The sequence below is a fragment of the Pseudomonas sp. PB120 genome (genome assembly GCF_009761815.1).
Lineage (GTDB): Bacteria > Pseudomonadota > Gammaproteobacteria > Pseudomonadales > Pseudomonadaceae > Aquipseudomonas.
Window position 1 is genome coordinate 35,973 of record NZ_RWIN01000113.1, and the last position, 26,971, is coordinate 62,943.

Below are 26,971 nucleotides of genomic sequence, written 5' to 3' on the forward strand. Positions count from 1 at the left end.
AATAGCAGTCAATCATCCCGCGTCAGCACTTCCAGCAACTCAATCTCGAACACCAGGTTCGAATTCGGCGGAATCGCCCCCATCGAACGCTCGCCGTACCCCAGATGCGCCGGTACCAGCAGCTTGCGCTTGCCGCCAACCTGCATGCCCATGATTCCCTGGTCCCAGCCCTTGATCACCCTTCCCGTGCCAATCACGCACTGAAAAGGTTTCCCACGGCTGTAGGAAGAGTCGAACTCGGTGCCGTCTTCCAGCCAGCCACGGTATTGGGTGGTGATCAGCGCCCCTTTGACGGCGGCTTTGCCCTCGCCCATTACAAGATCGATTACCTGCAATTCATCATTCATCACTTTCACTCTATTGTTCACGCACCCGACAGGGCCTCATGGGCGCCGTTTTCCCAGAAATACGCGGGATTGGCAACCGATTCGAACTGTTTCCGGCTTTCGTCGTGAACTACCATAAGCCTCACCTATCCCGGACGGTTCAATACGCCATGATGGCAGCCCTGAAATGAATGTCGATTGGACCAGCGCAGCCATCGGCTCAGTGTTGCTTGCCCTGATCGTCGTGTTGATCCTCCGCGAGCGCTCGCTGCGAAAGCAGCTTGAGGCGTGTCGTCTGCTGATTGGCAGCCTGACCGTTGGGCAGAATTTCCGTCAGGACCATGACGTCGAACGCTTCAAGCGCAGCCAGTATTTCGCTCGCATCGGCACGTGGGACTGGGATGTCGACACGGACAGGCTTTACTGGTCCGACGCGATCTACGGCATGTTCGGCTTCCGGATCGGCGAGGTCACGCCCTCCTACGCGTTGTTTTGCTCGTGCGTGCACCCGGACGACCGCGCCAGGGTCCGGGCGGGCGAACTGCACTGCCTGGAAACCGGCGAAAACCACGACGAGGAATACCGCGTGGTCTGGCCCGACGGCACCATTCGCTGGCTTCGCGAAACCGGCAACGTGGTCAAAAACGACCACGACGAAACGATCAAGATGATGGGCGTGGTGCGCGACATCACCGAGGAAAAAGCCTCTGCCAGCTACCTGCAACACCTGGCCCACTTTGACCCGCTGACCGGCCTGCCCAACCGCCTCGTGCTGGAAGAGCGCCTGTCCGACGCGCTGGAGCAGGCGCGCATCAGCGGCACACGGGTGGCGCTGGTGTTTGTCGACCTCAACGGGTTCAAGGCTATCAACGACCACTACGGACACGCCGCCGGAGACCGGGTGTTGATCACCACCGCCACGCGGTTGAAGCGCATCCTGCGCGCGACCGACACCGTTGCGCGCATCGGCGGCGACGAATTCGTGGTCATCCTGCAAGGACTCGCCCAAGGCATCAGCCTGCAGGACGAGGCTCGCAGCATCTGCCAGAAAATCTTCGTCGAACTCTCACCACCCATCACCATCGGCAACGACCAGCGCCACATCGGCACCAGCTTGGGGGTCGCGGTGTTCCCCGACCATGCGCCGAGCATGGACCGGCTGATCCACATCGCGGACCTGGCGATGTATGAGGCTAAACGTAGCGGGAATAATCAGTATCGGTTGGGCGATCAGGCGCTGAGTCATAGTCGGGTTGAATAACGCTGCTCAGTCCTTGCGTTGACCAAAGACAGCGCCGTTGAAGGTGTGAGTGCAGCAAGGGCAGTAAGGCTTCATGTGCTCAGCCGTTAATTCAGGATTGACGATTTGCAGAAGCCCCTGATCATCGACATACAAGCCACTGAAATAGCTGGACTCCCCCAACCTGACATGTTCCTGCCTTTCGCTTTCATGCAGCGCAACCATCCAGTACACCGGATCCGCCCGATCAAGACGAGACACAGCCTCGCTGAATACCTGATCCCATCGCCTGCCGACGCGAGATAACAGGAACCGGAATAACGGCGTGTAATCGAATCCGTACCGGCGAGTTCCATGCATCGAACCTCGCGGTGAATCGTTTTGCATGTCAGCCTTGGTATTGCGTTGATGCCGATAGTGTCCGGTGTAATCGTTCCGCCAGACACCCCAGGTTCGGGTGTTGACCTTTCGGTATAGGGGGTTCTTTTCCAACGAGTCGCTCCTGACATCCAGCCAATAAAATCGCCGGCGAGCTTTGCCGGAACGCCGGATGATTTCAATCAGCCTTCCATGGCCAATTGTTGCTGCCCGCCTACTTCTCCACTGGCGTGACATCCATGATCGTCCCGTTGGTAATCATCACCATCATGTACTTGTCGTTGATCTGCACCCACTGGGCCTGTGCTTTCGGTGGTTTCAGGCCTTTCTGTTTCCAGTTGACCAGGGCTTTTTCGCTGCGTTGGTAGACGTCCGGGGCGCGGTCGCCGACCACCAGTTTGCGGGCGTTGTTGACGCCGGGCTGGACGGTTTTCTGCGGTGGGTCATCCGCTTGAACGATCGGGCTGATACCGGCGAGGCCGGCAACGAGGGCCAGGCTGGCGATAAGGGTCTTGTTGTTCATCGGTGAACCTCCAGTGATGTCGTCGTACCCGAATTCCGACTGCGCCCGGGTCAAATCATTCATTACTGTTGCGATGATTCTGTGCCGGACTGTACGGGACGCTTCACCCAGTGTCGGCGTAGGCTGCCAAAAAAACCCACCGGGATTCGCCATGCACATCGCCATTCTGACCTTCGACGGCTTCAACGAACTCGATTCCCTGATTGCCTACGGCATGCTCAGCCGGATTTCCTTGCTCGGTGACAAGGACTGGCGGGTGAGCATCGCTTCGCCGACGTCGCGGGTCACGTCCATGAACGGCTTGACCATCGATGCGCACATCGATCTGGCCGAGGCCTGCCGGGCGGACGCGGTGCTGGTGGGCAGCGGCATGAAGACCCGTGAAGTGGCCAATGATGCGGCCATCATGGATCAGCTGCGTTTTGATTCGTCCCGCCAGTTATTGGCGTCGCAATGTTCCGGGACGTTCCTGCTGGCGAAACTCGGCCTGCTCGGCGAGGCTCCGGCCTGCACCGACACCACCAGCAAGCCGTGGGTGCAGGCGGCGGGCGTTAATATCGTCAATCAGGCGTTTTACGCCAACGGCAACATCGCCACGGCGGGCGGTTGTTTCTCCGCGCAGTACGTGTCGGCCTGGTTGCTGGCACGGTTGAAGGGCAAGGAAACGGCGCAAGAGGTGCTGCATTACTTCGCTCCGGTGGGTGAGAAGGAAGAGTATGTGGCCCGGGGGTTGGCGCATATTCAGGTGCATATCTGAGAGACGGGGTGTCTGTTCTGGCGCCATCGCGAGCAAGCTCGCTCCTACATTGGATCTGTGTCGCCCACAGAAGCCCTGTGGGAGTGAGCCTGCTCGCGATGGCGGTACTTCATTCAACAACAATTTATGTTCAGGCTGACGCCTGTGGCTGCAACCCTTATCCTTGACGCTCCGCCGTACCGAGTCCAGGAGTAAGTCATGCCCCACGAAGGCAACCTGTTGCAAGCCGCTGTCGTTTTTCTGTTCGCGGCCGTGCTCACCGTGCCCTTGGCCAAGCGTCTGCAATTGGGGGCGGTGCTGGGTTATCTGTTTGCCGGCGTCATCATCGGGCCGTCGGTGCTGGGCCTGATCGGCAACCCGCAGAGCGTCAGCCACATCTCCGAGCTCGGCGTGGTGTTGCTGCTGTTCATCATTGGCCTTGAGCTGTCGCCCCGGCGTTTGTGGGTGATGCGCAAATCGGTGTTCGGCGTCGGCTTGGCGCAGGTGCTACTGACCGGTTCCGTGATCGGCGTGCTGGCGCTTTTCGTGTTTGGCCAACCGCTGAACAGTGCAATTGTGCTGGGCCTGGGGCTCGCGCTGTCGTCCACTGCGTTTGGCCTGCAAAGCCTGGCCGAACGCAAGGAACTGACCAGCCCCCATGGGCGGCTGGCGTTTGCGATCCTGCTGTTCCAGGACATTGCCGCCATCCCGCTAATTGCCATGGTGCCGCTGCTGGCCGGTGGCGACCACACCACCAGCGCTGCCGAAGATTTGAACCATGGCTTGCGCGTGCTGGGCAGCATCGCGGTGGTGGTGATCGGCGGGCGCTACCTGTTGCGACCGGTGTTCCGTGTCGTGGCAAAGACCGGTTTGCCCGAGGTATCCACCGCCACCGCGTTGCTGGTGGTGATCGGCACGGCGTGGCTGATGGACCTGGTCGGTGTCTCCATGGCGTTGGGCGCGTTCCTCGCCGGGTTGCTGCTGGCGGACTCCGAGTATCGCCATGAGCTGGAAGCGCAGATCGAACCGTTCAAGGGCCTGTTGCTCGGGCTGTTCTTCATCAGCGTCGGCATGGGCGCCAACCTGAGTTTGCTGCTGAGCGCACCGATCACAGTACTGGGCCTGACACTGTTGCTGATCGCCATCAAGTTGCCGCTGCTGTTCGTGGTCGGGCGCCTGGCCGGTGGGCTGGGCAAGGTCAGCGCGATTCGCCTCGGTATCGTGCTGGCTGCCGGTGGTGAGTTTGCGTTCGTGGTGTTCAAGATCGGGCGCGATCAAGGCCTGTTCGAGCCGCGCCTGTATGACTTGCTGGTGCTGACGATCACCTTGTCCATGGCGGTGACGCCGCTGCTGTTGCTGCTGTGCGCACGACTGTATTCACCCCGGGTTCAACCGGTGGTGGTGCCGGAAAAATTCCGCGAGATCGATACCGACGAGCCGCGCGTGGTGATCGCCGGCATGGGCCGGATGGGGCAGATCGTGGCGCGGATCCTGCGGGCGCAGAACATCAAGTTTGTCGCCCTCGACACCTCGGTCGAAACCATCGAACTGTCCCGCAGCTTCGGCGGCGTGCCGGTGTTCTACGGCGACCCCATGCGCCCGGAAATCCTCAGCGCGGCCAAGGTCGAGCAGGCGGAATATTTCATCATCGCCACTGATGACCCGGACACCAACATCAAGACCGCCGAGGTGGTGCACCGGCTCTATCCGCACATCAAGATCATCGCCCGGGCGCGTAACCGCCAGCACGTGCACCGCCTGGTCGACCTTGGCGCCGAGGCCATTCGCGAAACCTATTATTCGAGCCTGGAAATGAGCCGGCGCACGCTGGTCGGCCTGGGGCTGACCCAGGCTCAGGCGGATGCGCGGATCAAACGCTTCAAGCATCACGATGAACAAGTGCTGGAAGCGCAGCATGCGGTGTATGACGATGCCGCGAAGGTGTTGCAGACGGCGCAGGAAGCCAGGGCGGAATTGGCGAAGTTGTTTGAATCGGATCAGCTGGAAGAGCAATCGGGCAAGAGTTGATGTGCATTTGAGGGCCCCATCGCGAGCAGGCTCGCTCCCACATTGTTCTCGGTCGTACACAAGTCATGTGTTCACCGAAGACCCCTGTGGGAGTGAGCCTGCTCGCGATGAACGATAACGCGGTACATCTGGATCAATAAACAATCTCAAAGGAATCCACAATGGCTGCCGACCAACCCGCCCCCGCCCTGAAAGAAATCTTCAACACCGAACGCCTGCAGCACATCGCCACCGAGATGACCGCGGTCTACCCCGCGTTCAACGCCAAGGCCTTCCTGAACATGGCCAACGAAGACCTCGCGTCGTTATCGATCATGCAGCGCATGGCGCGGGTCAGCGAATGCCTGCATGCGGTGCTGCCGCTGGATTACGAAGAAACCCTCGACGTACTGCGCGCCCTCGCCCCGCGGCTGAACAGCGGCTTCGTCAGCATCTCGTTGCCGCATTACGTCGCGATGTATGGCGCCCATGCCTTCGAATCGTCGATGGACGCGCTGAAATACTTCACGACCTTCGGCTCTGCGGAATTCGCCATCCGGCATTTCCTGCGCAGCGATTTCGAGCGCTCGCTCGAGCGCCTGCACGATTGGTCGCTGGATGAAAACGAACACGTCCGGCGCCTGGCCAGCGAAGGCAGCCGACCGCGCCTGCCGTGGTCGTTCCGCCTGGAACGAATCCAGGCCGACCCGAGCCTGGCGGCGGCCATCCTCGACAACCTCAAGGCCGACACCAGCCTCTACGTGCGCAAGTCCGTGGCCAACCACCTGAACGACATCACCAAGGACCATCCCGACTGGGTGCTGGACCTGATCGAGGACTGGTCGCTGGACAACAAACACACCGCCTGGATCGCCCGGCATGCCCTGCGCAGCCTGATCAAACAGGGTAACCAACGAGCACTGGCGATCATCGGTGCAGGCGGTAAACCGGAGGTCGAGATCATTGACCTGAACATCACGCCAGCGGTGATCGGGCTCGGAGAGAAAATCACCCTGTCGTTTACCGTCAAATCCACGGTCGAAAACAGCCAGCGCCTGGTGATCGACTACGCCATCGATTACGTGAAGGCCAACGGCAGCACCTCGGCGAAGGTGTTCAAGCTCAAGGCCCTGACACTTCCCGGCAACGCCTGCGAAGCGGTTGCCCGCAGCCAGCACATCAAGGAACTCACCACCCGCCGTCATTACGCGGGGATGCATGCGGTGCATATCCTGGTGAACGGCGAACGGCTGGCGAGCACCGCGTTCGAAATCCTCGCGTAATTTGTCGCGCCGCAAAACTGTGGCGAGGGGATTTATCCCCGTTGGGCTGCGAAGCAGCCCCCTGCGTTTTGCAGTCCTACACCGGTTTTGCGACTGCTGCGCAGCCGAACGGGGCGGTGCGACGGGTCGCTAAATCCCCTCACCACAGAAGCAAGACAGCCACACCAAACGTGGTGTTGCCGATTTAGCCCAGTAGTAGCGTTTGCTCACGCTCACACAACTCCACCACGTAATCCCACAACACCCGCAACCGCACGGATTTGTGCAATTCACGGCGGGTGCTAATCCAGTAGCTGCGCTGGATGCTTTCCTCCGGCAGCAGCGGCACCAGGCCCGGATCTGCGCTGGCCATGTAGCACGGGAGCACCGCAATCCCCAGGCCTGAACGCGCCGCCTGGTGCTGGGCGATCACGCTGGTGCTGTGAAAGACCACCTGCGGGTTGCGGCAAAAACTGTTGAGAAACATCAATTCCTGGCTAAACAGCAAGTCGTCGACATAACCGATCCAGGCATGACGGCCGAGGTCTTCGCGGCTGCGCAGCGGTGGCGCGCGATCCAGGTAATCCTGGCTGGCGTAAAGCGCCAGACGATAGTCCGTCAGTTTGCGGGTGACCAGCATGTCGGCGGCCGGGCGTTCGAGGTGAATGCTGATCTCAGCCTCGCGGTTAAGGATACTGACAAAGCGCGGCACCGCCACCAGTTCCACTTCCAGGCCCGGATAGCGCTCGAACAAACCGTTCATGCGGCTGGCGAGGAACATGATGCCCAGGCCCTCGGTCACCCCGACCCGGATCTTGCCCAGCGGCGCCGTGGATTGAGTGATTTCTTCCTGCGCCAGCAGCGCGACGTTTTCCATGGCCTCGGCGTGTTTAAGCAGGGCCTCCCCGGCCGGGGTCAGTTCGTAACCCTGCGCATGCTGGACAAACAGCGCAGTGCCGAGACTTTTTTCAATGGCCTCGATGTGCCGGGCCACCGTGGCATGGGTCGTGTTCAAACGGCGAGCAGCGGTGAGCAAACGCCCGCTGCGCTGCAACTCGAGAAAAAACCGCAGGTCATTCCAGTCAAACATGAAGCGTCCTCAGGGCTATGCTGTTTAAAAACGCACAGCGGCTGCGCAAAAACTAACATTCTTTTGACGAAAGCTAACAACTAGGATGACCGACAACAATAACAACACGCGAGGTCAGGGATGCAGACTTCCCTGGATGAATACGATTACATCGTGGTCGGCGCAGGGCCAGCCGGCTGCTTGCTGGCCAATCGGCTGTCGGCCAATCCGCAACACCGAGTGTTGCTGCTCGAAGCGGGCGGCCGCGATAACTACGCGTGGATTCATATCCCGGTGGGCTACCTGTTCTGCATCGGCAACCCGCGCACCGACTGGTGCTTCAAGACTGAAGCACAATCTGGCCTGCAAGGCCGTGCCTTGAGCTACCCACGGGGAAAAGTGCTCGGCGGCTGCTCTTCAATCAACGGCATGATCTACATGCGCGGCCAGGCCGGGGACTACGAAAGCTGGGCGGCCGACGGCAATCCCGGCTGGAGCTGGAACGATGTGTTGCCCTTGTTCAAGAAAAGCGAAAACCATTTTGCCGGCGATTCGCAGTTTCACGGCGCCGCCGGCGAATGGCGGATCGAGCGCCAGCGCCTGTCGTGGCCGATTCTTGATGCATTCCGCAACGCGGCCGAGCAAAGCGGCATCGCCAGCATCGACGACTTCAACCAGGGCGACAACGAAGGTTGCGGTTACTTTCAGGTCAATCAGAAAGGCGGAATTCGCTGGAACGCGGCCAAGGCGTTTCTCAAACCGATCCGCCACCGGCCCAATCTCACGGTCCTGACCGATGTTGAAGTGGACCGCGTGTTGCTGGAAAACGGTCGCGCATCGGCGGTCAGCACGCGCTGGCAAGGTCAGGCGAAAACCTTCAAGGCGCGCAAGGAAATCATTCTGTGCGCAGGCGCCGTGGGTTCGCCCACCATCCTTCAACGCTCCGGCATCGGCCCTCGCCCACTCCTGGAAAAACTCGGGATCGGCGTTGCCCATGAGTTGCCCGGCGTGGGCGGCAACCTGCAGGATCACCTGCAACTGCGGCTGATCTACAAACTCGAAAACGCCCGCACCCTGAACCAGATCGCCGGCAGCCTGTGGGGCAAAATGGGCATGGGCCTGCGTTATCTGTATGACCGCAGCGGCCCGCTGTCGATGGCGCCGAGTCAGCTCGGCGCGTTTGCCCGCTCGGGACCGGAGCAGACCTCGGCCAATCTCGAATACCACGTGCAACCCCTGTCGCTGGAACGCTTCGGCGAACCCTTGCACGCCTTCCCGGCTTTTACTGCATCGGTGTGCGATTTGCGTCCGCAAAGCCGTGGGCGCATCGACATTCGCTCGGCCAATCCGCAGGAAGCACCGCTGATTCAGCCCAATTACTTGAGCCACCCCGAAGATTTGCGCGTCGCGGCCGACGCCATCCGCCTGACCCGGCGCATCGTTGCTGCACCGGCCTTGCGAGCGTTCAAACCGGTGGAATACCTGCCGGGTGACAGCCTGCAAAGCGAAGCAGAACTGCACGAAGCCGCCGCCCGCATCGGCACCACGATTTTCCACCCGGTGGGCACCTGCCGCATGGGCAACGACGCCGACTCGGTGGTGGATGCGCAATTGAACGTCCACGGCATCCCCGGCCTGCGTATCGCCGATGCGTCGATCATGCCGCGCATCACCTCGGGCAACACCTGCTCGCCTACGCTGATGATTGCCGAGAAAGCCGCGCAACTCATCCTCAATCCCGCCACAAGGAGCCTCACCGAACAAAAGGAACTGGCCACTCACCCTTGATCAACACACGAGCACTGTAGGAGCGAGCTCGCTCGCGAAAAACTCGAAAGCGCCGCAGGAAAACAGACAGACAGCGTTATCGTTTTCGACCATCGCGAGCAGGCTCGCTCCCACATGGAACGAGTACACCCGATACATCGACAGTAGCGGCACCACCCACAAGGACGGCGCCGACAGTGGAACAACAAAAACAATCACTGTAAGGGATACCGATATGTCAGAACATGTTCAGCCACTGGAAATCACAAGCAGCGCCGATGCCGGCCGCGACACTCGCAAAGTCATCTTCGCGTCGTCCCTCGGTACCGTGTTCGAGTGGTACGACTTTTTCCTCTACGGCGCGCTCGCGGCCGTCATCAGCAAACAGTTTTTCGCCGGGGTCAACGACACCACCGCGTTCATCTTCGCGCTCATGGCGTTCGCCGCTGGCTTTGTCGTGCGGCCATTCGGTGCGCTGGTGTTCGGGCGGTTGGGGGACATGATCGGGCGTAAATACACGTTCCTCGCGACCATTATCCTCATGGGCCTGGCGACCTTCTGCGTCGGGTTGCTGCCGACATACGCGAGCATCGGCATCGCCGCGCCGATCATCCTGGTGGTGCTGCGCATGCTTCAGGGCCTGGCCCTTGGCGGGGAATACGGCGGCGCGGCCACGTACGTCGCGGAGCACGCGCCCATCGGCAAACGCGGTTTCCACACCAGCTGGATTCAGTCCACCGCGACCCTCGGGCTGCTGCTGTCGTTGCTGGTGGTACTCGGCTGCCGCTACTTCACCGGCGACCAGTTCGAAGTCTGGGGCTGGCGGATTCCGTTTCTGTTTTCGATCCTGCTGCTGGGCATCTCGACCTGGATTCGCTTGAGCCTGCACGAGTCGCCCGCCTTCGTGAAAATGAAAGAGGAAGGCAAGCTCTGCAAATCGCCACTTCGTGACTCTTTCGGCAAATGGGAAAACCTCAAAGTCGTCTTGATCGCGCTGTTCAGCATCAACGCCGGGCAAGCGGTGACCTTCTATGCGGCGCAGTTCTACGTGCTGTTCTTCCTCACCCAGTTCCTGAAAATGGACCCGGCGCTGGCCAACGGTCTGCTGATTGTCAGCGTGATCATCGGCGCACCGTTCTTCATTTTCTTTGGCTGGCTGTCGGACAAGGTCGGACGCAAGCCAGTGCTGATGATCGGCCTGCTGTTGGCCACCGCGCTGTACTTTCCTATCTTCAAGAGCCTGGCCCACTACGCCAACCCGGCCATCGACCAGGCCAGCCGTCAGGCGCCGATCACCGTGCTGGCTGACCCGGCCACCTGCACGTTCCAGTTCGACCCGGTGGGCAAGGCGAAATTTGACAGCCCTTGCGACAAGGTCAAAACCTTCCTGGTGAAACAGGGCCTGCCCTACAACAGCGAAGCGGCCCCGGCCGGCAGCGGCGTGCAGGTCAGCGTCGGTGACGTGAAGATCGATGGCTTTGACGAAGCGGCCCTGCGCGGCGCGGTGACGTTGGGCGGCTATCCGTCTCAAGCCGACACCCAGTCGATCAACAAGCCCATGATCGTGGCCTTGATCGTCGCGCTGATCATCATCTCGGCCATGTGCTACGGCCCACTGGCGGCGTTGATGGTCGAACTGTTCCCGACCCGCATCCGCTACACCTCGATGTCGCTGCCCTACCACATCGGCAATGGCTGGTTCGGCGGGTTCCTGCCAACGGTGTCGTTCGCGTTGGTGGTGTACACCGGGGACATTTTCTACGGGCTCTGGTACCCGGTGGTGATTACCGCCGTAAGCCTGGTGGTGGGGATGATCTGTTTGCGTGAAACCAAAAACGTGGACCTGCACACCAACTGACATCAACTGCAATGCCCCTTGTAGGAGCGAGCTTGCTCGCGAAAAACCCGAGAGCGCCGTAGGGAAAAACAGACCGACAGCGTTATCGTTTACGACCATCGCGAGCGAGCTCGCTCCTACATTCGACCGAGGCACCATGATCATTTCATCCGCATCCGACTACCGTGAGGCCGCCCGCCGCAAACTGCCGCGTTTTCTGTTCGACTACATCGATGGCGGAGCTTATGCGGAGCACACGCTCAGGGCCAACAGCGCCGACCTGACGCACATCAGCCTGCGCCAGCGCATTCTGAAAAATGTCGAATCCCTGAGCCTTGAAACCACCCTCTTCAATCAACCGCTTTCGATGCCGATCATCCTGGCGCCAGTCGGCCTGACCGGTATGTTCGCCCGCCGGGGTGAAGTGCAGGCGGTCAAAGCCGCGCAGAACAAAGGCATCCCGCTGTGCCTGTCGACGGTCTCGGTGTGCTCCATCGAGGAAGTCGTGGCCCAAAGCCAACAACCCATCTGGTTTCAGCTGTATGTGTTGAAAGACCGCGGTTTCATGAAAAATGCGCTGGAGCGTGCGAAGGCCGCCGGGGTGAAAAACCTGGTGTTCACCGTCGACATGCCCACCCCCGGCGCACGATACCGGGACGCACATTCGGGCATGTCCGGGCCGTTTGCGTCGTCGCGACGAATACTTCAGGCCATGACCCGACCCGACTGGGCCTTCAATGTCGGACTCATGGGCCGCCCGCACGACTTGGGGAATATCTCGAAATACCTGGGCAAGGCCGTCACGCTGGAAGACTACATGGGCTGGCTGGCGAACAACTTCGACCCGTCCATCAGCTGGAGCGACCTGGAATGGATTCGTGATTTCTGGAAAGGCCCGATGATCATCAAAGGCATTCTCGACCCGCAGGACGCCAGGGACGCGGTCAGCTTTGGCGCAGACGGCATCGTGGTCTCGAACCATGGCGGACGACAACTCGACGGCGTGCTGTCCACGACCCGGGCATTGCCGCCGATCATGCAAGCCGTCGGCAATGACCTGACCGTGCTGGTCGACTCGGGGATTCGTTCGGGGCTGGATGTCGTGCGGATGTTGGCGCTGGGGGCGAAAGGCGTATTGCTCGGGCGTTCGATGGCCTATGCGCTGGCGGCCGATGGTCAGCGCGGGGTGGAAAACATGCTGGATATTTTCGCCAAAGAGATGCGCGTGGCCATGACCCTGACCGGAGTGACTTCAATTGGCCAGATCGATGAAACCACGCTGGTAGGTGCTGTTAGCTGAAAACAAGCATCAGACCTCGGCGTCGAGGAGCTCGAACTTCACTTGATCGGGGTAAAACGCCACGTAGTTTTTGATCTGATCCACTGACACTTTCGGATTCTCATAGCTCCACACTGCATTGGCGCCTTCATGCCCTGGGACTTGCAGGCTGAAGTAACTGGCATCGCCCTTATAGGGGCAATAACTGGTGTGATCGGTGCGGGCAAAGTACTTTTCCTCGATGTCTTCGCGCGGAACGTAATACACCGGCGGGTAGTTGGCCTCGAGCAACACCAGCGCCCGTGCGGACGCGGCCACCTGGATACCGTGAAACTTCACCAACAGGCAGCCTGGCTGCTCGGCGATGGTGATGACAGGACTGGGACCGGACGTTTTCATCGGATACTCCTGATTCACGGGATGAGCTCATCCCCGTTGGGTGGTGAAGCGGTGCTCAAGCCTGCGACCGCTACCCAACAGGTATACCTCATGTTTCGCCTCTGCGAGGGCTGCGCAGCCGAACGGGTCAATACGCTGCCCGGACAGCCCCCTCCTCTCACGAAACATTCGAAGCCGTTCAAACTTCGTCTACGATCAATACCACCGTTGACACCCTTACTGCGCAGTCGAGCAGTCGTGGCGTGGGGGTTCGAGTCTCACACGCTTGAGGGACCCCACATGCCTGCCTCGCAGTTCGCGCTCGATCAGAAAATCATCACCCTCGACGCCCGCCCCGATCGCCTGGACCTGCGCGATCGCCTGTTCACGCCGCGCGTCCAGTCCCTTCCGCCCTCCTGGCCCGCCGACAAAACCATTGCGAGCGAGCTGTCGGCTTATCTGGAAAAAGGCATGATCCTTAACCAGGGCAATGAAGGCGCTTGCACCGGTTTCGGCCTGGCGGCCGTGGTCAACTACCTGCTGTGGCTGCGTGACCGTGCGGCCATCCAGACCAGCCCGCGCCAGCTCTATCACCTGGCCAAGCTGTATGACGAGTGGCCGGGCGAAGACTATTCCGGCTCCAGTTGCCGTGGCGCGCTGAAGGGTTGGCACAAGCATGGCGTCTGTGCAGAGTCGCTTTGGCCGTACACGGTCAAGCCCAATGGCTCGGTGCCCGCGTTTGAAGCGCCGGCGGAGAACTGGGCCATCGACGCCATGACTCGCCCGCTGGGGGTCTACTACCGCGTCGAGAAGGACGACATCACCGCCATGATGGCGGCGCTCTTCGAAGCCCGCGCGCTCTACGTTTCCGCGAATGTGCATCAGGGTTGGGCGCTGATGCAGCCCAAGGCCAAAAAACGCCCGCCTGTGGTGTTCCAGGGCATGTCGCAATTGCCGGTCATCAAATGGCCGGGCAAGCCTCAGGGCGGTCACGCGTTCGCCCTGATCGGCTACACCCATCAGGGCTTTATCGTACAGAACTCCTGGTCCACCGACTGGGGGTTTTCCGGCTTCGCCATCCTGACGTTCGAGGACTGGCTGGCCAATGGCACGGACGCCTGGACCGTGGCCCTCGGCGTTCCCATCGAACACGGCGCGCCCGCACACAACCTGTCGACGCGTGCCAAAGTCGACGCCAAGTCGCCGTTTCGTAATGCGCTGTCGAGCGTCAGCGCCAAGCGCGAAGGCGTCTCGCTGTTCACCTCCAGCGCCCGCGATTCCGACCGCAAGGGCCCGCCCCTGCTGACAAAAGACCAGGCGTATGGGCTGACCATCGTGATGGAAAACAACGGCAGCATCGGCCCCCGCCTCACCGACGTGGAAAACGTCCGGGCGGGCGTCAAGCGCATCGTCTACGAGGCACCGCGCGCCTGGTACGACAAGCTGCCGGCAGCCAACAAACCGGCCGTGCTGCGGATCGCCATCTACGCCCACGGCGGACTCAATTCAGAAGCGGACTCCATCAACCGGATCTGCGCGATGGCGCCGTACTTTCTCGAAAATGGCATCTATCCGCTGTTTGTCACCTGGCGCACCGGCGCTCTGGAAACCTTCGCGGACATCGTTCAGGACGCGTTGCCGGGGTTGTTTCCTGAAGCGGGTGGCTTCGGCGACATGCTGAAAAACCTCAAGGACAAAGCCCTGGAAGGCCTGGATCGCACCGTCGAACTAGCCACCAAAAAACTCGGCGGCGATCAATGGAGCCAGATGAAACAGAATGCCGACGCCGCTTCCGTGGCGGGTTTCACCCCGCGCGGGCTGGTGGAACTGGCGGACAACCTGAAAAAACTGGTGACCGACATCGGCCAGAAAAACGTCGAGCTGCACCTGATCGGGCACTCGGCGGGTTCGTTGATCAACGGCCATTTGATTCAACTGTTGTCGGCCCGAGGCCTGTCCATTGAAACATCGACGTTGATGGCCCCGGCGTGCACCCTCGATTTCGCCAACCAGACTTATCGCAAAGTCATCGAAGCCGGTGGGCTCAAGCGCCAGGATTTCCACATTCACATGATGTCCGACGCCCGTGAACAGGACGATAACGTCATCAACGTGTATCACAAGTCGCTGCTGTATCTGGTTTCCCGAGCCTTTGAAGAACTGCAACGCATGCCGCTGCTGGGTATGGCCAAGGCGCTGGATAAAAACTACCAGGACTTCAGCGATCCGGCCCTGGCCGAGTGGAACATTGCCGCGAAAAACATGACCGAGCAGTGGAATCAGTTTTACTGGGGCAAAACCATTCCTGCCGGGTTTGCCGCCACGGGCCGGGGTTTACCCGACGAATTCGCGAAAACCCTGCATATTTTCAACGACGCAAAGATGAACTACGGCGCGGGGACCAAGGCCGATACGTCCCACGGCGGTTTCGACAATGATGTGAATGTCATTACCGCGGTGCTGTTGACCATCCTCAGGCGCGACCCCGACGGGAAACTGGACCTGCCGGTGGTGAACCTGAATTACTGATGTATGAGGTCCAATGTGGGAGCGAGCCTGCTCGCGATGGCGTCTGATCAGCAAACATAGATGTCGAATGTGAAATCGCCATCGCGAGCGGGCTCGCTCCCACAGGGTTATGGGCTGAGCCTGTTAATCGTCAGTCGCAACGAATCGCAATGCGAAAGCTGTACATCCATACAGATTTTTATTGCCCCATCGCTCATCAACCGCCATTCTGTCCGCCTCTCGGCAGTTGATGGACGATGGTGGTTATGCGGCTGTACCTCTGTGAAAAACCTTCCCAGGCCAAAGACATTGCGGCCGTGCTCGGCGCCAAGCGTCGGGGCGACGGCTGCTGGCTGGGAACGGACGTCACGGTGACCTGGTGCATCGGCCACCTGCTGGAAACCGCACCGCCGGATGCCTACGACGCGCGCTACAAACGTTGGGTGCTGGCAGACCTGCCGATCATTCCAGACAAGTGGAAGATGACCGTCAAACCGCGCACGGCCAGCCAGTACAAAGCCGTGAAGCGCTTGCTCGGCGAGGCCAGCGAACTGGTGATCGCCACCGACGCCGACCGCGAAGGGGAAATGATCGCCCGGGAACTGGTGGAACATTGCCGGTATCGCGGGCCGATCCAGCGGTTGTGGCTATCGGCGCTGGACGATGCGTCGATCCGCAAGGCCCTCGCGGCCCTCAAGCCCGGTGCCGAAACGTTCAGCCTGTACCATTCGGCACTCGGCCGATCCCGGGCAGACTGGCTGATCGGGATGAACATGAGCCGGTTGTTCACGCTGCTGGGCCGACAGTCCGGGTATCAGGGCGTATTGCCGGTCGGCCGGGTGCAAACGCCGACCTTGCGCCTGGTGGTGGACCGCGACCGCAGCATTGCCGACTTCGTGCCGGTGGCCTACTGGGCCATCGACGTGCAACTGCTGCACCACGGCACCGCGTTCACCGCCCAGTGGCGGGCTGCGTCCGACGTCTGCGACGATCAGGACCGTTGCCTCAATCAGGCGCTGGCCCAACAGGCCGCCACGGCGATGGGCAACGCGTCGAGTGCCCGGGTGATCAAATTGCGCACCGAGCGCATGCGCGAAGTGGCACCCCTGCCCTTCGATCTCGGCACCCTGCAGGAAGTCTGCTCGAAGAAGCTCGGCCTCGGCGCGCAGGAAACCCTCGACATTGCCCAGGCGCTCTACGAAACCCACAAAGTCATTACCTACCCGCGAAGCGACTGTGGCTACCTGCCCGTGAGTCAGCACAGCGAGGCACCGGGCATTCTGGCTGCGCTGCGGCAGGCCGATCCGGCGCTGAATGCCTTGAGCGATTACCTTGAGCCTCAGCGACGATCCCGTGCCTGGAACGACGCCAAGGTCAGCGCGCACCATGGCATCATCCCAACCGCAGCGGCGAAAAACCTCGAACGACTGGCCGGCAAGCAGCGAGCGGTCTACACCTTGATTCGTGCGCGCTACCTGGCGCAATTTCTGCCCAATCACGAATACGACCGCACCCAGGCCGACTTCGACTGTGCCGGCGAAGCCCTGCGCGCGGTGGGCAAACAGATCGTCGAGCCTGGCTGGAAGCGCGCCCTGCCCGAAGCCCTCGCCCCGGCCAAGGGCCGCGAAGCACCGCCACCGCAGACGCTGCCGGCACTGGCCGAGGGGCGCGACTGTGCGGTGGCCGACGTGAAGCTCAAGGACCTCTGGACGCAGCCGCCGAAACCGTTCACCGAAGGTGACCTGATCAAGGCGATGAAGAATGTCGCCAAACTGGTCGAAGACCCGCTGCTCAAGCAAAAGCTCAAGGACACCACCGGCATCGGCACCGAAGCGACCCGCGCCTCGATCATTCAAGGCCTGCTCGATCGTGGTTACCTGATTAAGAACGGCAAGGCCCTCGCCGCAACACCGGCGGCGTTCAGCCTGATCGATGCCGTGCCGCGCGCGATTGCAGATCCCGGGACCACGGCGATCTGGGAACAGGCACTGGACATGGTGCAAAGCGGAGAAATGAGCCTGGAAGAATTCGTCACCAAGCAAGCGGCGTGGATGAGCAAGCAAGTCGCCCGTTGTGCCGGCCTGAGCCTGACCATCAGCGGACCAGCAAGCCCGGCCGGGCGCGGTGCCACGCCGTGGAAAAACAAACGGAAACCGGCCAAGCGCAAGCCGTCGACCGGTACCCGGCGTGCGGCCAAACCGGCGAGCAAATGAAAGGGTCAATTACACAGGTAACACAAAGCCGCATCGTCCGTTCGGAGGGCTGTCGTACAACCTGTGTCGCGCTAAGATTTCTGATGACAGTCCCCTGGAGGTTCGATGCACACTGAACGTGTTTACCTGAAAATCAGTCCCGAAGAATTCGACACAACGACACTGGCGGAGTTGATTCAGGATCAGTCGTCCCCACTCTGGTTCACCGCAATCGACTTCAGCGGCCAGGATCTGTCGCGGATCAATCTGCAGGGCATGCGCTTCGAACGTTGCCTCTTCGCCGGCAGCAACCTGACGGCGGCAAAACTCGATAACACCGAATGGCTGAATTGCCGGGCAGCTCAGGCGATATTCCGCTCGGCGACGTTGGTCGACGCCAAATTTTCCAGCTCCGATCTGAACAATACCCAGTGGCAGCACAGCAAGCTGGCTCACGCTTCCTTCGAAGGCTGCAAGCTGACGGGCGCCAATTTTGTCGACGCCGCCACCTTGGGCTTGAATTTTTCCGACTGCGTGCTGCGCAGTGCCTGTCTGTCCGGCCTTTCCTTCTACAAATCGAAGTTGCGTGGCCTCGACTTTGCCGACGCAGACTTGAGTTACTGCGATTTCCGTCAGGCCGAATTTCTTGAGGGCGGAAGTTTGTCCATGGCGCGGGTCAATAACGCTCGTTTTGACCAGGCTGATTTACGGGAAGCAAGTCTGGATGGACTGCGCCTTGTTGACGCGAAGCTGTTCAAAGGCGCCATTATTTCCAAGAGTCAGGCTTCAATGCTTCTGTCAGGACTTGGATTAACCGTCATGTAGTCAGGAGTCAAACCGCATGCTTTCAATAGAACTGCACGCCGCCCAGCGCGACGAATGCGAAACGATTGAAAACCTGATGCAGTTCTACCTGTACGACTTCAGCGAGTGGTTGCCGCTGAAGCTCGCGGAACATGGTTTCTTCAACCACCGCCCCAAACCCGACTACTGGCGCCAACCTGCTACCCAGCCGTTTTTGATCCGCGTTGACGGGGAACTGGCCGGTTTCGTGACCGTGGATGACGACACTCATCTTGACGGCGCCGAACACAACATCAGCTACCTGTTTGTCACTCGACGCTTTCGTGGCCAAGGCGTCGCGGAATTTGTCGTGTCTGCCCTCTTGAGTCGAATCCCCGGGCAATGGCAAATTTTCCATCTCGATGCCAACCCGCCTGCACGGCGGTTTTGGGCCCGGGTCATGCCCGAACTGGGCGGCATCGGGCTTTCCGTGCATCAACGCGACGTCGACGGCTATCCGTGCACGTTCTATCGCTTCCAGACCCCGCCCCCGCAGGGCTGACCGCCCGTTTTCTAATTCCAAAGCGCTTTGTCCGACAATATGTAGTGCATAAAAATAATCACTACATAACTGTTGACGCGTCCGATTTGGCCTTGCATGATGCAGACATCTCCCCGATCGGGAGTACAGCAACATGTTTGAGCAAGCTCGTCTGACCGCCGAGCTGTTTTCCCCGGATACACGCTGCCCACAAGGCAGATTGAAGAAACTGACCTGGCCCGAACGTCCAGTACAAGGACGAGAAGCGCTGGCGATCTATCCTCATGAAGCTTGTGGCCGACCCTGAAAACGTCGGCAGTGGCCTGAAGGTTTTCGCTGCTTCTCTTCGTTGTGACGCTAACGCGTAGCAGTTATTCAACACGACTACATGCAACAGACGCGTGACTCGCCGACTATGGCGGACGAACGCTGACGTCCTGGTTTCGGTGCCAGGGATCAACTAACCGATGGGCTACTTGTATTAGCGAACCAACTTTGAAAGATCACCAAATGGTCAAGGGGCATAATTATGAATCTGAACAATCAACCCACTATCGATGAACTGGCTCGTATGTTTGCCGCGCAAAAAGATACCCTGGACAGCCATATCCTGTGGATCAGCAAGTCGGGCCAGGTTCATATCGACTGCCTGTCGCCTCACGCTCATGAAGCGGAGTTCGACCAGAACAACCAGAACCTGCTCGCTCGACTGAAGATGTACCGTCGCGGCCAGGGCTATGTTGGCAAGAAAGCCGCAGCCGACAAGGACTTCATCGGTAATGTGCTGCAAACGCTGAAACAGGCGTGGGCCTCGATGCAGAACCACAACGAAGTTCGGGTGATTGACCGGTTCTACTGATAGCGCGATGGGGTTTTAACGCTCCCCTCCATGAAAAAGGCCCCGCTCGTTAAATCGAGCGGGGCCTTTTTGTTTGTCTCGCGCGCAGCAAACGAAGCTATCGTTAAGCGTATCCACCGACCATTGGAGCCTTGCGATGAAGAAAACCCTGACGATCCTGGTGCTGCTGTCGCTGGCAAATAGTGCCCACGCCAACAGCACCCCCGGTATGCCTGCTTTTGATGTCGACTGCCCGGGCAAAGTCGCTGTTCATGCGGATCCGGACGGCCCGGTGTTGATCGATAGTAAGGAAGCCGAGTCAAAAATCATCGACGAACGCCATTTCGAAGCCAACGGCAAGGGCATCAAACTCTCGATCACCGTCAACGATGATGACTCGGTGACCGTGAGCGCCACGGGCAAGGCCTCCAATGGACAGTGCCAATCGGTAGAAGATTGAGTTCACCCTGAGCAGCATGGAATCTCTATCTATAGGTAGTGCTTATGCGCTGCATTGGGTATCGGTCTTGGACGCTATGAATCAATCGGAAGAAGATTGCTTCACACCCAAGCACTCCCCACCGATAGGAGAAACACCATGCAACAGTCCCACGCTTACAACGACACCAGCCTCGAACTGACCACCCAAATTCTGGATGCAAAAGCCCGCAAAAATCTGTCCTGGCAGGACCTGACCGACGGCACCGGCCTCGGCCTGGCGTACGTCACCGCAGCCCTGCTCGGCCAGCACCCGCTGCCGGAAAGTGCCGCCAAAGTGATTGGCGAGAAACTGGAGCTGGACGCTGATTCGGTCGCCCGCCTGCAAATCATCCCGCTGCGCGGCAGCCTGTCGGGGGTGCCCACCGACCCGACCATCTACCGCTTCTACGAAATGATCCAGATCTACGGCACCACCTTGAAAGCCCTGGTTCATGAGCAGTTCGGCGACGGCATCATCAGCGCGATCAACTTCAAGCTCGACATGAAGAAAGTCGAAGACCCGGAAGGCGGTCACCGTGCAGTCATTACCCTGGATGGCAAGTTCCTGCCGCTGCGCCCTTTCTAATTTCACACGAGACGCACACAACATCCGCATCACCTTGTGGCGAGGGGATTTATCCCCGATCGGCGGCGAAGCCGTCGCAATCCGTCAGACACGGTATCACAGGAAAACGGGGCTGCTGCGCAGCCCAACGGGGATAAATCCCCTCGCCACAATTCGCAGGCGGCGACACAAACCGCATCCAGATTACGTATGAGGCATTACCCATGAAAGCGCTTATCGACGGTCTTTTGAAGTTTCAGAAAGAAGCCTTCCCGCAACGGACCGACCTGTTCAAACACCTGGCCACCACGCAACACCCCGGCACCCTGTTCATCACCTGCTCCGACAGCCGTGTAGTACCGGAACTGCTGACCCAGCAAGAACCCGGCGAACTGTTCGTGATCCGCAACGCCGGCAATATCGTGCCCTCTTACAGCCCGCATCCGGGCGGTGTGTCGGCCACGGTCGAGTACGCGGTCGCCGTGCTGGGCGTCACCGACATTGTGATTTGCGGCCATTCCGATTGCGGCGCCATGACCGCCGTCGCCAAGTGCACCTGCATGGATCACCTGCCTGCAGTAGCCGGCTGGTTGCAACATTCAGAGTCGGCGAAAGTCATTAACGAGTCGCGCCCTCATGCCAATGAAGCCGCCAAAGTGAGTTCGATGGTTCGGGAAAACGTGATCGCCCAACTGGCCAACATCCAGACCCACCCGAGCGTGCGCCTGGCTCAGGAAAAAGGTCAGCTGAACCTGCACGGCTGGGTCTACGACATCGAAACCGGTTCGGTCGATGCACTGGATTCCAGTACTCGCACATTCGTATCGCTGGCCGAGCACCCGACCACCTGCGCCGTGCACGGCAAAGCGGTTGAAGCCGCTTGATCAACGCCGGAGCTAAAGCTCAAGTACCAGCGGCTCCGCGCCCTCCGCCGGCACCGCGCAACAGATCAGCACTTCCCCTTCAGCCGGCAACTCGGCGGGCATGTTCAGGTAATGCACCTGCCCGCTGACCAGCCGGGTGCGGCACGTACCGCACGAACCGCCACGGCAACTGAACTCGGGATTCAGGCCACGGCTTTCGGCCAGTTCCAGCAAACTCGCGCCGCCCGGCTCCCAGCGCGCCTCCTTGGCCGATGCGGCAAACAGCACTTTTACCGGGCTTTGTGCGGCGGGTGTTTGCTCACTGGCCGGGGTCAATTGGTCCCGCTGACGGACCAGTGTCGACGGGCCGAATGTTTCTGCATGAATCCGGTCATCACCGATGCGCAAGGCACGCAAGCTGTCGTACAGCGCCTGGGTAAAGGCACCGGGACCGCACAGGTAGAAATCGTAGTCATTGAACGGCAACAAGGCTTTAAGCAGTTCGATATCGACCCGTCCCGCCAACTCAAAATCCTCGCCCTCACGCGCGTGATCCTCGGGTTGGCTGAGCAGCCGCAAGGCCCGCACTGAATCCTTGGCGCGGCTGGCCAGTTCATACAGTTCATCGCGAAAGCCGAGATCGGCCAGGCTGCGGGCACTCTGTATGAACCAGGTCGGGCGCGTGCGCCGGATGCGCTCGCCCTCATAGATCACTTCACGCAACATCGACAGCAACGGCGTCACCCCGACGCCCGCTGCCAGCAACACCAGTGGTCGACGCTCATCCGGTGTGACCGTGAAGCGCCCTTGTGGCGCGCGGGCTTCTATCAGGTCGCCTTCCCGGATGCGCTCGTGTAAATGACACGACACCACCCCGTCACGCTTGACGCTGATGCGAAAAAAATCGTCCGAGGGCGCACTCGACACACTGTAAGTGCGCACCAACGGCGCTTGCCCTTCGGTTAGATGGAAACGCACCGGCAAATGCTGCCCCGCCTCGAAGCGGGGCAAGCCGGCGTCATCGGCGGGTTCCAGGTAGAAAGAACGAATACTCTGACTTTCATCGACAATGCGCGTGACCCGCAGCAGGCGCCATTGATCGCGCAAGGCATCGGCCTGCAACCGCCCCTCGGCTTGCTGCCAGCTGCCGGTCATCAGGCTGTTGGGTGAAAACCCTTCGAACTGCCAGCGCACCGACAGCACGGCGGCGCGCCTGACGACGTGCTCCACGGTCAGTTTCCACAGTCGCTCGGCGCCCTGGAACGCGGCTATTTCAGGCCCTTCGAGAATGATCTCGGTGCGCCCCGCAACCTGCAACATATCCCCTGACGTGAAATCGACAAACAACAGGCCCGCCTGAGGGTTGAGCAGCAGATTGCCCAAGGTATTGAAGTGCAGGTTGCCGGCGAAATCGGGAATCGTCAGCACGTTGCCGTCCACCCGCACAAAACCGCTGTTGCCGCCTCGGTGCGAGACGTCCACCGAACGCTTGGCCGGGTTGTTGTCGAGGTCCAGGTAGCTGGCAAGAAAGAACGTATCGGCGGCGGCAATCACCGCCCGCGCAGCGTCGTCCAGTTGATTCAAATGTTCGACGGCCACGTTGGACGAGGTCCCGCCCACCGACAGAGGATTCAGGCCGCGCAACTGAATGTATTGGGGACAGTTGCCAAAGGCATGTTCGACAGAAACGCAAAAGCCGCCCGAGGGGGCGGCCTTGAGATGACCGTTCATGCGATTGCGGCGACGGGTTTTCAGGTCGATGCCCAGCAGCCCCACCGGCACGCCCTCGCGCAGCGCGGGGCGGACAGGATCGCCTTCGGCAGGCCATCGCTCGAGTTGTAACAGACGGGGATCGGGGGAATGGACAAAACCGGGAGGACCTTCGATCAGCGTTGCCCAAGGCACGCCTTGGTCATCGACTGCGCCGAGCACCAGATACGGTAGCTGCGCATAGAACTGTCGATGTTGATCGGGAAGATAATCGCGCACCACTTTGCGCCCGAAGACCTCCATGCGTTCGGCTACGCCGACGCTTTCCTGCAACTGCCGCTCGCCTGCATGCCAAGGCGATGCGCCCGGCTCTTCCATCTGGTTCATGACGACCTCTACGTATTCGTAAACAGGTGTCTTGCGCTCAAGCTGGCAAGAATGGCCCTGTTAGCTGAAGTTGACCAGTCGTCGGCGATGTACGGGAGACGGACGGATAACATCACCGCGAGTTCTCCCGGTTTCCGGGAGCGCTCGCGGCTATTTGAACGTCATTGATCGTCGAGCTTGTCGGAACGGCGCTCTACGCTTTCTTCCGCGTCGGGCGCGGTCGGGATGCTGCCCGGCGTGAACACGTGGGTCAGCAATTCTCTCGCATCGATTTCGTTAACCCCTGGCACGGTGCGGGCCAGGGCAACCGCCTGCTCGCACTGTTTGTGGGTGTTGACGCGACCGCTCAAGAACACAGTGCCCGCAAGGGTTTTGACATGGATTTGCAAGCCAAGGCTCGGCTCGCCGAGGGCCAAGGCCGATTTGACCCGGGTGGTGATCCACGCATCGTGAGCGGCCGTTTCCAGCCGATGAGAGTAATGCTGGAAGGATTGAAGTTTCATGGCGGACCCCTCTCTCAAAACACAGACTCAAACACACATTAATTATAGTGCGCCTGTGGCCTGCGTTCGGAAAGGCTCAGCGTTTGACCGTCAGATCCGTCTGGCTCATCCGGCTGCGAACGGTGAACACCCCATCCCCCGAAAGAATCGCACTGCGCGCGAAGAGGCGACCGTTTTCCCAGTTCGAAAGACCGAGTTCCGGCTTGTTCAGCGCGTATTGGCCATCGACCCAACGGGTTATGCCGTTGCCCACGAACGGTGCGTTGACCTGATTGTAGAAGCGCTCCTGAGCCTCGGCTTGCTCACTGATCAGCGACACAGTGAACTGCGGGCTGTAGCGATTGAACAAGGCGATCGCGGTGTCCAGGTCGTCGATGATCATCAGGCTGACTTCAGGGGTTTCCTCCCATTCCCACTCGCGGCCCAACTGATCTTCAGGCAGCGACTCGGCCAACGCTTCGGTCTGGTAACCGTCGGCGCGGTAGACATCGACCGTCTCGGTCCGCCAATGGCCGGGCAGATGCGCCTCGCTGCCCTCGACGATGTGCAATTTGCAGCCCTCTTCCCGTGCGGCACCGGCCTGTTGCAAGGCGTTCAGAAACAGCGGCACCAGTTCGGCTGCACGGTCGCGGTGAATCAGGCAGACGTTCAGGGTGTTGCAGACTTTGCGATCCAGGGAATTGCGCACCACGGCGGCGAAACGCGTGGCGTCGGCGTCTTTGTCGGCGATCAGCCATGCACCACCGGTGCCGTGCAGGCTGACGGCGGTGCCGGCCTGTTGCGCAATGCTGCCCAACTGGCTGACGGCGCGCCCCGAACCACGGGCCACAGCCAGCGACAGGCGCCGGTCGGCGAACATCGCCCAACCGGCGGCGTGGTTGATGCTTTCAACCAACGACACCGCGCCCGCCGGCAACCCGGCGTCGCTCAAGGACGGGTTCAACGCGTGGGTGACGATGGCTTGCGCCGTGCCCAGGGCGTCGCTGCCGATGCGCAGCACAGCGGTGTTGCCGGTGCGCAACACGCCCGCGGCGTCGGCAAACACATTAGGCCGGCCTTCGAAGACGAACGCGACGATGCCCAGGGGTGAAATCACTTGCTCGACTTTCCAGCCGTCATGCTCGATGCAACTGAGGACTTTGCCGCGAGTAGCGGGCGCATCGCGCCAAGCGCGCAAGCCGGCGATCATGTCACGGCGCATGCGGTCATCGGCCAGCAACCGTGTGGTCGAACGGCCGCGCGAGCGGGCCCACTCGATGTCCGCCAGGTTCGCGGCCTCGATCAAGTCCCAGCAGTCCTGGTTTTCCAGGCGCAGGGCGAAGAAGTCGAAGAACGCGCTGATCGCCTCGTCCGAAACGGCCGACATCGCTGCAAAGGCCGCTTCAGCCCGCTCGATCGCCACCGTCGCCGCTTTCTGGTCCGCCACGGGCACCAGCAACAATTCGCCGCTGACCTGCTCGACCAGCAGGTGGTCTCCGGGCTGAAAGCGTGCCGCCAATTCGAGGCTGACCACGGTGACGCGGTTACCGGCGAAAGGGATCTGTGTGCCAGCGACTAGACGTTCGAGCGCAAGAGACATGAAGCGGTTTCACCATGCAATGGACGGCCGGAAAATGTATAGCAAAATCCCGGGAGCGTCATTAACCGTCGGCGTGACCGCTGATCGAAGACCCGACGTTCAGGTCCGCGATTGCAGGCGCGAATGCAGCAAGCCCTTGACCGTGCGCATCACTGCGGCGTTCGCGTCCTCCATCTGCCCGACGTGCCTGAGCGTCTCCTCCAGCTCGCCCCGGCCATGCGCCTCCAGCGCCGCCTGCCCGCTGCTGTGAACCAGTCGGTGCGGCACTTCCATGCGGCGAAACTCGGCGTCCCGTTGTTCGGTCTGGTTCTGCTCGCCGTAGTACCACTGGCCGAACAGGCATTCGGTTTCGTCGGGCAGGGTCAGCGGTGAATGAGGTTGGGGATTGAGCAGGCGATCGTACACCGTGACTTTGAGCGTCAGCTCTTGCAGGTTCGCCAGTTCGACGTTGGACAGCAGGTGCGACTGATCGATTTCGCGCTGCATCTGCTGGGCTTCGCCGTACATGCCGGCCATGGCCTCGGCGGTTTTGTCGATCACGGCGCCGAACGCGTTCGACACCTGGTTTTGTTGTGAGATGGCCTGTTTGGCCTGGCTGATTTCCTGCTGGATGGCCGAGGTTTCCTTGACGATCTCCCGGGTGGCTTCGGCGGTTTTTTCCGCGAGCAAGCGCACTTCACCGGCCACCACGGCAAAACCGCGCCCCTTGTCCCCGGCGCGCGCCGCTTCGATGGCGGCGTTGAGTGCCAGCAGGTTGGTCTTGCGCGCGATGTCGCTGATGAGGTCGACGATCCGGTCGATCTCGCTGGCGCGGCCGACCAGATGGGTGATCACCTCTTCCAGTGCATCGAGGCCGGCGGCCATGACCCGGGATTGCTCCTGCAGATGGCTGACCTGTGCCCGGTTGTCGATGGCCGCGCGCGCCACGGTTTCGGCCCGTTGGTGATTGAGTTTGAGGCGCTGGTTGAGCATCGAAAAGGACTCACTGACCGGCGACAGCGAGTTGCCGCAGGTCAGCAGGTGCTGTGCCAAGCCACGGAAAAAGTCGCGATCGCGCAATTCGGCCTTGCGCGTTGCCAGCATCGGGTCGTCTACGGTTGCCGCAGCCACCGGCGCCACGGGCGGTTCGACCACCTGCACGGCAGCTTGCTTGCGCCATGTGAAATTCATCCCCATCTCCCCTACGCCCCAAAACGCGGACGATACGAATGAATGGGGCC

At 60.5% G+C, this 26,971-nt stretch carries 24 protein-coding genes and 1 pseudogene; 15 read left to right on the top strand and 10 right to left on the bottom strand.

The features are described 5' to 3' along the window. Window positions 1–8: 8 nt before the first annotated feature. The gene (locus EJA72_RS20775) at window positions 9–347 is read right to left on the bottom strand and encodes an FKBP-type peptidyl-prolyl cis-trans isomerase (RefSeq protein ID WP_157713242.1); all 339 of its coding nucleotides are present in this window, start codon (window positions 345–347) and stop codon (window positions 9–11) included. Between the two features lie 166 nt (window positions 348–513). On the opposite strand from EJA72_RS20775, the gene EJA72_RS20780 reads away from it, so the two are divergent. Beyond that, window positions 514–1,587, top strand: a complete 1,074-nt coding sequence (locus EJA72_RS20780) for a sensor domain-containing diguanylate cyclase (RefSeq protein WP_157713243.1) — start codon at window positions 514–516, stop codon at window positions 1,585–1,587. Window positions 1,588–1,593: 6 nt separating this feature from the next. Here EJA72_RS20780 and EJA72_RS20785 read toward each other — a convergent pair whose 3' ends face one another. Next, window positions 1,594–2,058 carry a hypothetical protein gene (locus EJA72_RS20785; RefSeq protein ID WP_157713244.1) on the bottom strand — a complete coding sequence of 155 codons (465 nt, stop codon included), beginning with the start codon at window positions 2,056–2,058 and terminating at the stop codon, window positions 1,594–1,596. 100 nt (window positions 2,059–2,158) lie between these two features. Beyond that, window positions 2,159–2,467: an RcnB family protein gene (locus EJA72_RS20790; protein WP_157713285.1), complete on the bottom strand. Its 309-nt coding sequence runs from the start codon at window positions 2,465–2,467 to the stop codon at window positions 2,159–2,161. Window positions 2,468–2,618: 151 nt separating this feature from the next. Here EJA72_RS20790 and EJA72_RS20795 point away from each other — a divergent pair, with 151 nt between their 5' ends. The 3 genes from EJA72_RS20795 to EJA72_RS20805 all read left to right on the top strand — a co-directional run bounded on the left by EJA72_RS20795 (window position 2,619) and on the right by EJA72_RS20805 (window position 6,493). Then, window positions 2,619–3,224, top strand: coding sequence for a DJ-1/PfpI family protein (locus EJA72_RS20795; RefSeq protein WP_157713245.1), 606 nt, complete (start codon window positions 2,619–2,621; stop codon window positions 3,222–3,224). Between the two features lie 198 nt (window positions 3,225–3,422). After that, on the top strand, window positions 3,423–5,231 hold the full coding sequence (locus EJA72_RS20800) for a monovalent cation:proton antiporter-2 (CPA2) family protein (protein WP_157713246.1): 1,809 nt from the start codon (window positions 3,423–3,425) through the stop codon (window positions 5,229–5,231). 161 nt (window positions 5,232–5,392) lie between these two features. Beyond that, entirely contained in the window at window positions 5,393–6,493 is a 1,101-nt protein-coding gene (locus EJA72_RS20805; protein WP_157713247.1) for a DNA alkylation repair protein, read from the top strand. 184 nt (window positions 6,494–6,677) lie between these two features. On the opposite strand, the gene EJA72_RS20810 is transcribed toward EJA72_RS20805, so the two are convergent. Continuing rightward, entirely contained in the window at window positions 6,678–7,562 is an 885-nt protein-coding gene (locus tag EJA72_RS20810) for a LysR family transcriptional regulator (RefSeq protein WP_157713248.1), read from the bottom strand. Between the two features lie 120 nt (window positions 7,563–7,682). On the opposite strand from EJA72_RS20810, the gene EJA72_RS20815 reads away from it, so the two are divergent. The 3 genes from EJA72_RS20815 to lldD all read left to right on the top strand — a co-directional run bounded on the left by EJA72_RS20815 (window position 7,683) and on the right by lldD (window position 12,445). Further along, window positions 7,683–9,329, top strand: a complete 1,647-nt coding sequence (locus EJA72_RS20815; RefSeq protein ID WP_157713249.1) for a GMC family oxidoreductase — start codon at window positions 7,683–7,685, stop codon at window positions 9,327–9,329. 214 nt (window positions 9,330–9,543) lie between these two features. Further along, on the top strand, window positions 9,544–11,166 hold the full coding sequence (locus tag EJA72_RS20820) for an MFS transporter (RefSeq protein WP_157713250.1): 1,623 nt from the start codon (window positions 9,544–9,546) through the stop codon (window positions 11,164–11,166). A 136-nt stretch (window positions 11,167–11,302) separates the two neighbouring features. After that, entirely contained in the window at window positions 11,303–12,445 is a 1,143-nt protein-coding gene (gene lldD / locus EJA72_RS20825) for an FMN-dependent L-lactate dehydrogenase LldD (RefSeq protein ID WP_157713251.1), read from the top strand. A gap of 9 nt (window positions 12,446–12,454) precedes the next feature. On the opposite strand, the gene EJA72_RS20830 is transcribed toward lldD, so the two are convergent. Then, the gene (locus tag EJA72_RS20830; protein WP_157713252.1) at window positions 12,455–12,823 is read right to left on the bottom strand and encodes a DUF427 domain-containing protein; all 369 of its coding nucleotides are present in this window, start codon (window positions 12,821–12,823) and stop codon (window positions 12,455–12,457) included. A 279-nt stretch (window positions 12,824–13,102) separates the two neighbouring features. Between EJA72_RS20830 and EJA72_RS20835 the strand changes: the two genes are divergently transcribed. The 8 genes from EJA72_RS20835 (at window position 13,103) to EJA72_RS20870 (ending at window position 21,593) form a co-directional block, all read left to right on the top strand. Further along, complete coding sequence (locus tag EJA72_RS20835) at window positions 13,103–15,331, top strand: C1 family peptidase (RefSeq protein WP_157713253.1); 2,229 nt, start codon at window positions 13,103–13,105, stop codon at window positions 15,329–15,331. 245 nt (window positions 15,332–15,576) lie between these two features. After that, window positions 15,577–17,523, top strand: a complete 1,947-nt coding sequence (locus EJA72_RS20840) for a DNA topoisomerase III (RefSeq protein ID WP_157713254.1) — start codon at window positions 15,577–15,579, stop codon at window positions 17,521–17,523. 105 nt (window positions 17,524–17,628) lie between these two features. After that, the gene (locus tag EJA72_RS20845) at window positions 17,629–18,327 is read left to right on the top strand and encodes a pentapeptide repeat-containing protein (protein WP_157713255.1); all 699 of its coding nucleotides are present in this window, start codon (window positions 17,629–17,631) and stop codon (window positions 18,325–18,327) included. Between the two features lie 16 nt (window positions 18,328–18,343). Beyond that, window positions 18,344–18,847, top strand: coding sequence for a GNAT family N-acetyltransferase (locus tag EJA72_RS20850; protein WP_157713256.1), 504 nt, complete (start codon window positions 18,344–18,346; stop codon window positions 18,845–18,847). Window positions 18,848–19,355: 508 nt separating this feature from the next. Beyond that, a complete protein-coding gene (locus EJA72_RS20855) occupies window positions 19,356–19,685 on the top strand; it encodes a hypothetical protein (RefSeq protein ID WP_157713257.1) in 330 nt (109 codons plus the stop codon). 136 nt (window positions 19,686–19,821) lie between these two features. Then, window positions 19,822–20,124: a hypothetical protein gene (locus tag EJA72_RS20860; RefSeq protein WP_157713258.1), complete on the top strand. Its 303-nt coding sequence runs from the start codon at window positions 19,822–19,824 to the stop codon at window positions 20,122–20,124. A gap of 138 nt (window positions 20,125–20,262) precedes the next feature. Next, a complete protein-coding gene (cynS, locus tag EJA72_RS20865) occupies window positions 20,263–20,730 on the top strand; it encodes a cyanase (RefSeq protein WP_157713259.1) in 468 nt (155 codons plus the stop codon). Window positions 20,731–20,933: 203 nt separating this feature from the next. After that, on the top strand, window positions 20,934–21,593 hold the full coding sequence (locus EJA72_RS20870) for a carbonic anhydrase (protein ID WP_157713260.1): 660 nt from the start codon (window positions 20,934–20,936) through the stop codon (window positions 21,591–21,593). A 12-nt stretch (window positions 21,594–21,605) separates the two neighbouring features. Here EJA72_RS20870 and EJA72_RS20875 read toward each other — a convergent pair whose 3' ends face one another. The 5 genes and pseudogenes from EJA72_RS20875 to EJA72_RS29800 all read right to left on the bottom strand — a co-directional run. After that, the gene (locus EJA72_RS20875) at window positions 21,606–23,669 is read right to left on the bottom strand and encodes a pyridoxamine 5'-phosphate oxidase family protein (RefSeq protein WP_372240726.1); all 2,064 of its coding nucleotides are present in this window, start codon (window positions 23,667–23,669) and stop codon (window positions 21,606–21,608) included. A gap of 161 nt (window positions 23,670–23,830) precedes the next feature. Further along, window positions 23,831–24,172 carry a BON domain-containing protein gene (locus EJA72_RS20880; RefSeq protein WP_157713261.1) on the bottom strand — a complete coding sequence of 114 codons (342 nt, stop codon included), beginning with the start codon at window positions 24,170–24,172 and terminating at the stop codon, window positions 23,831–23,833. 76 nt (window positions 24,173–24,248) lie between these two features. Then, the gene (locus tag EJA72_RS20885; protein WP_157713262.1) at window positions 24,249–25,751 is read right to left on the bottom strand and encodes an aldehyde dehydrogenase family protein; all 1,503 of its coding nucleotides are present in this window, start codon (window positions 25,749–25,751) and stop codon (window positions 24,249–24,251) included. A 99-nt stretch (window positions 25,752–25,850) separates the two neighbouring features. Continuing rightward, on the bottom strand, window positions 25,851–26,267 hold the full coding sequence (locus EJA72_RS29795; protein WP_372240728.1) for a CZB domain-containing protein: 417 nt from the start codon (window positions 26,265–26,267) through the stop codon (window positions 25,851–25,853). A gap of 6 nt (window positions 26,268–26,273) precedes the next feature. Beyond that, window positions 26,274–26,927: pseudogene (locus EJA72_RS29800) on the bottom strand (methyl-accepting chemotaxis protein); the annotation flags it as partial. Window positions 26,928–26,971: the final 44 nt, after the last annotated feature.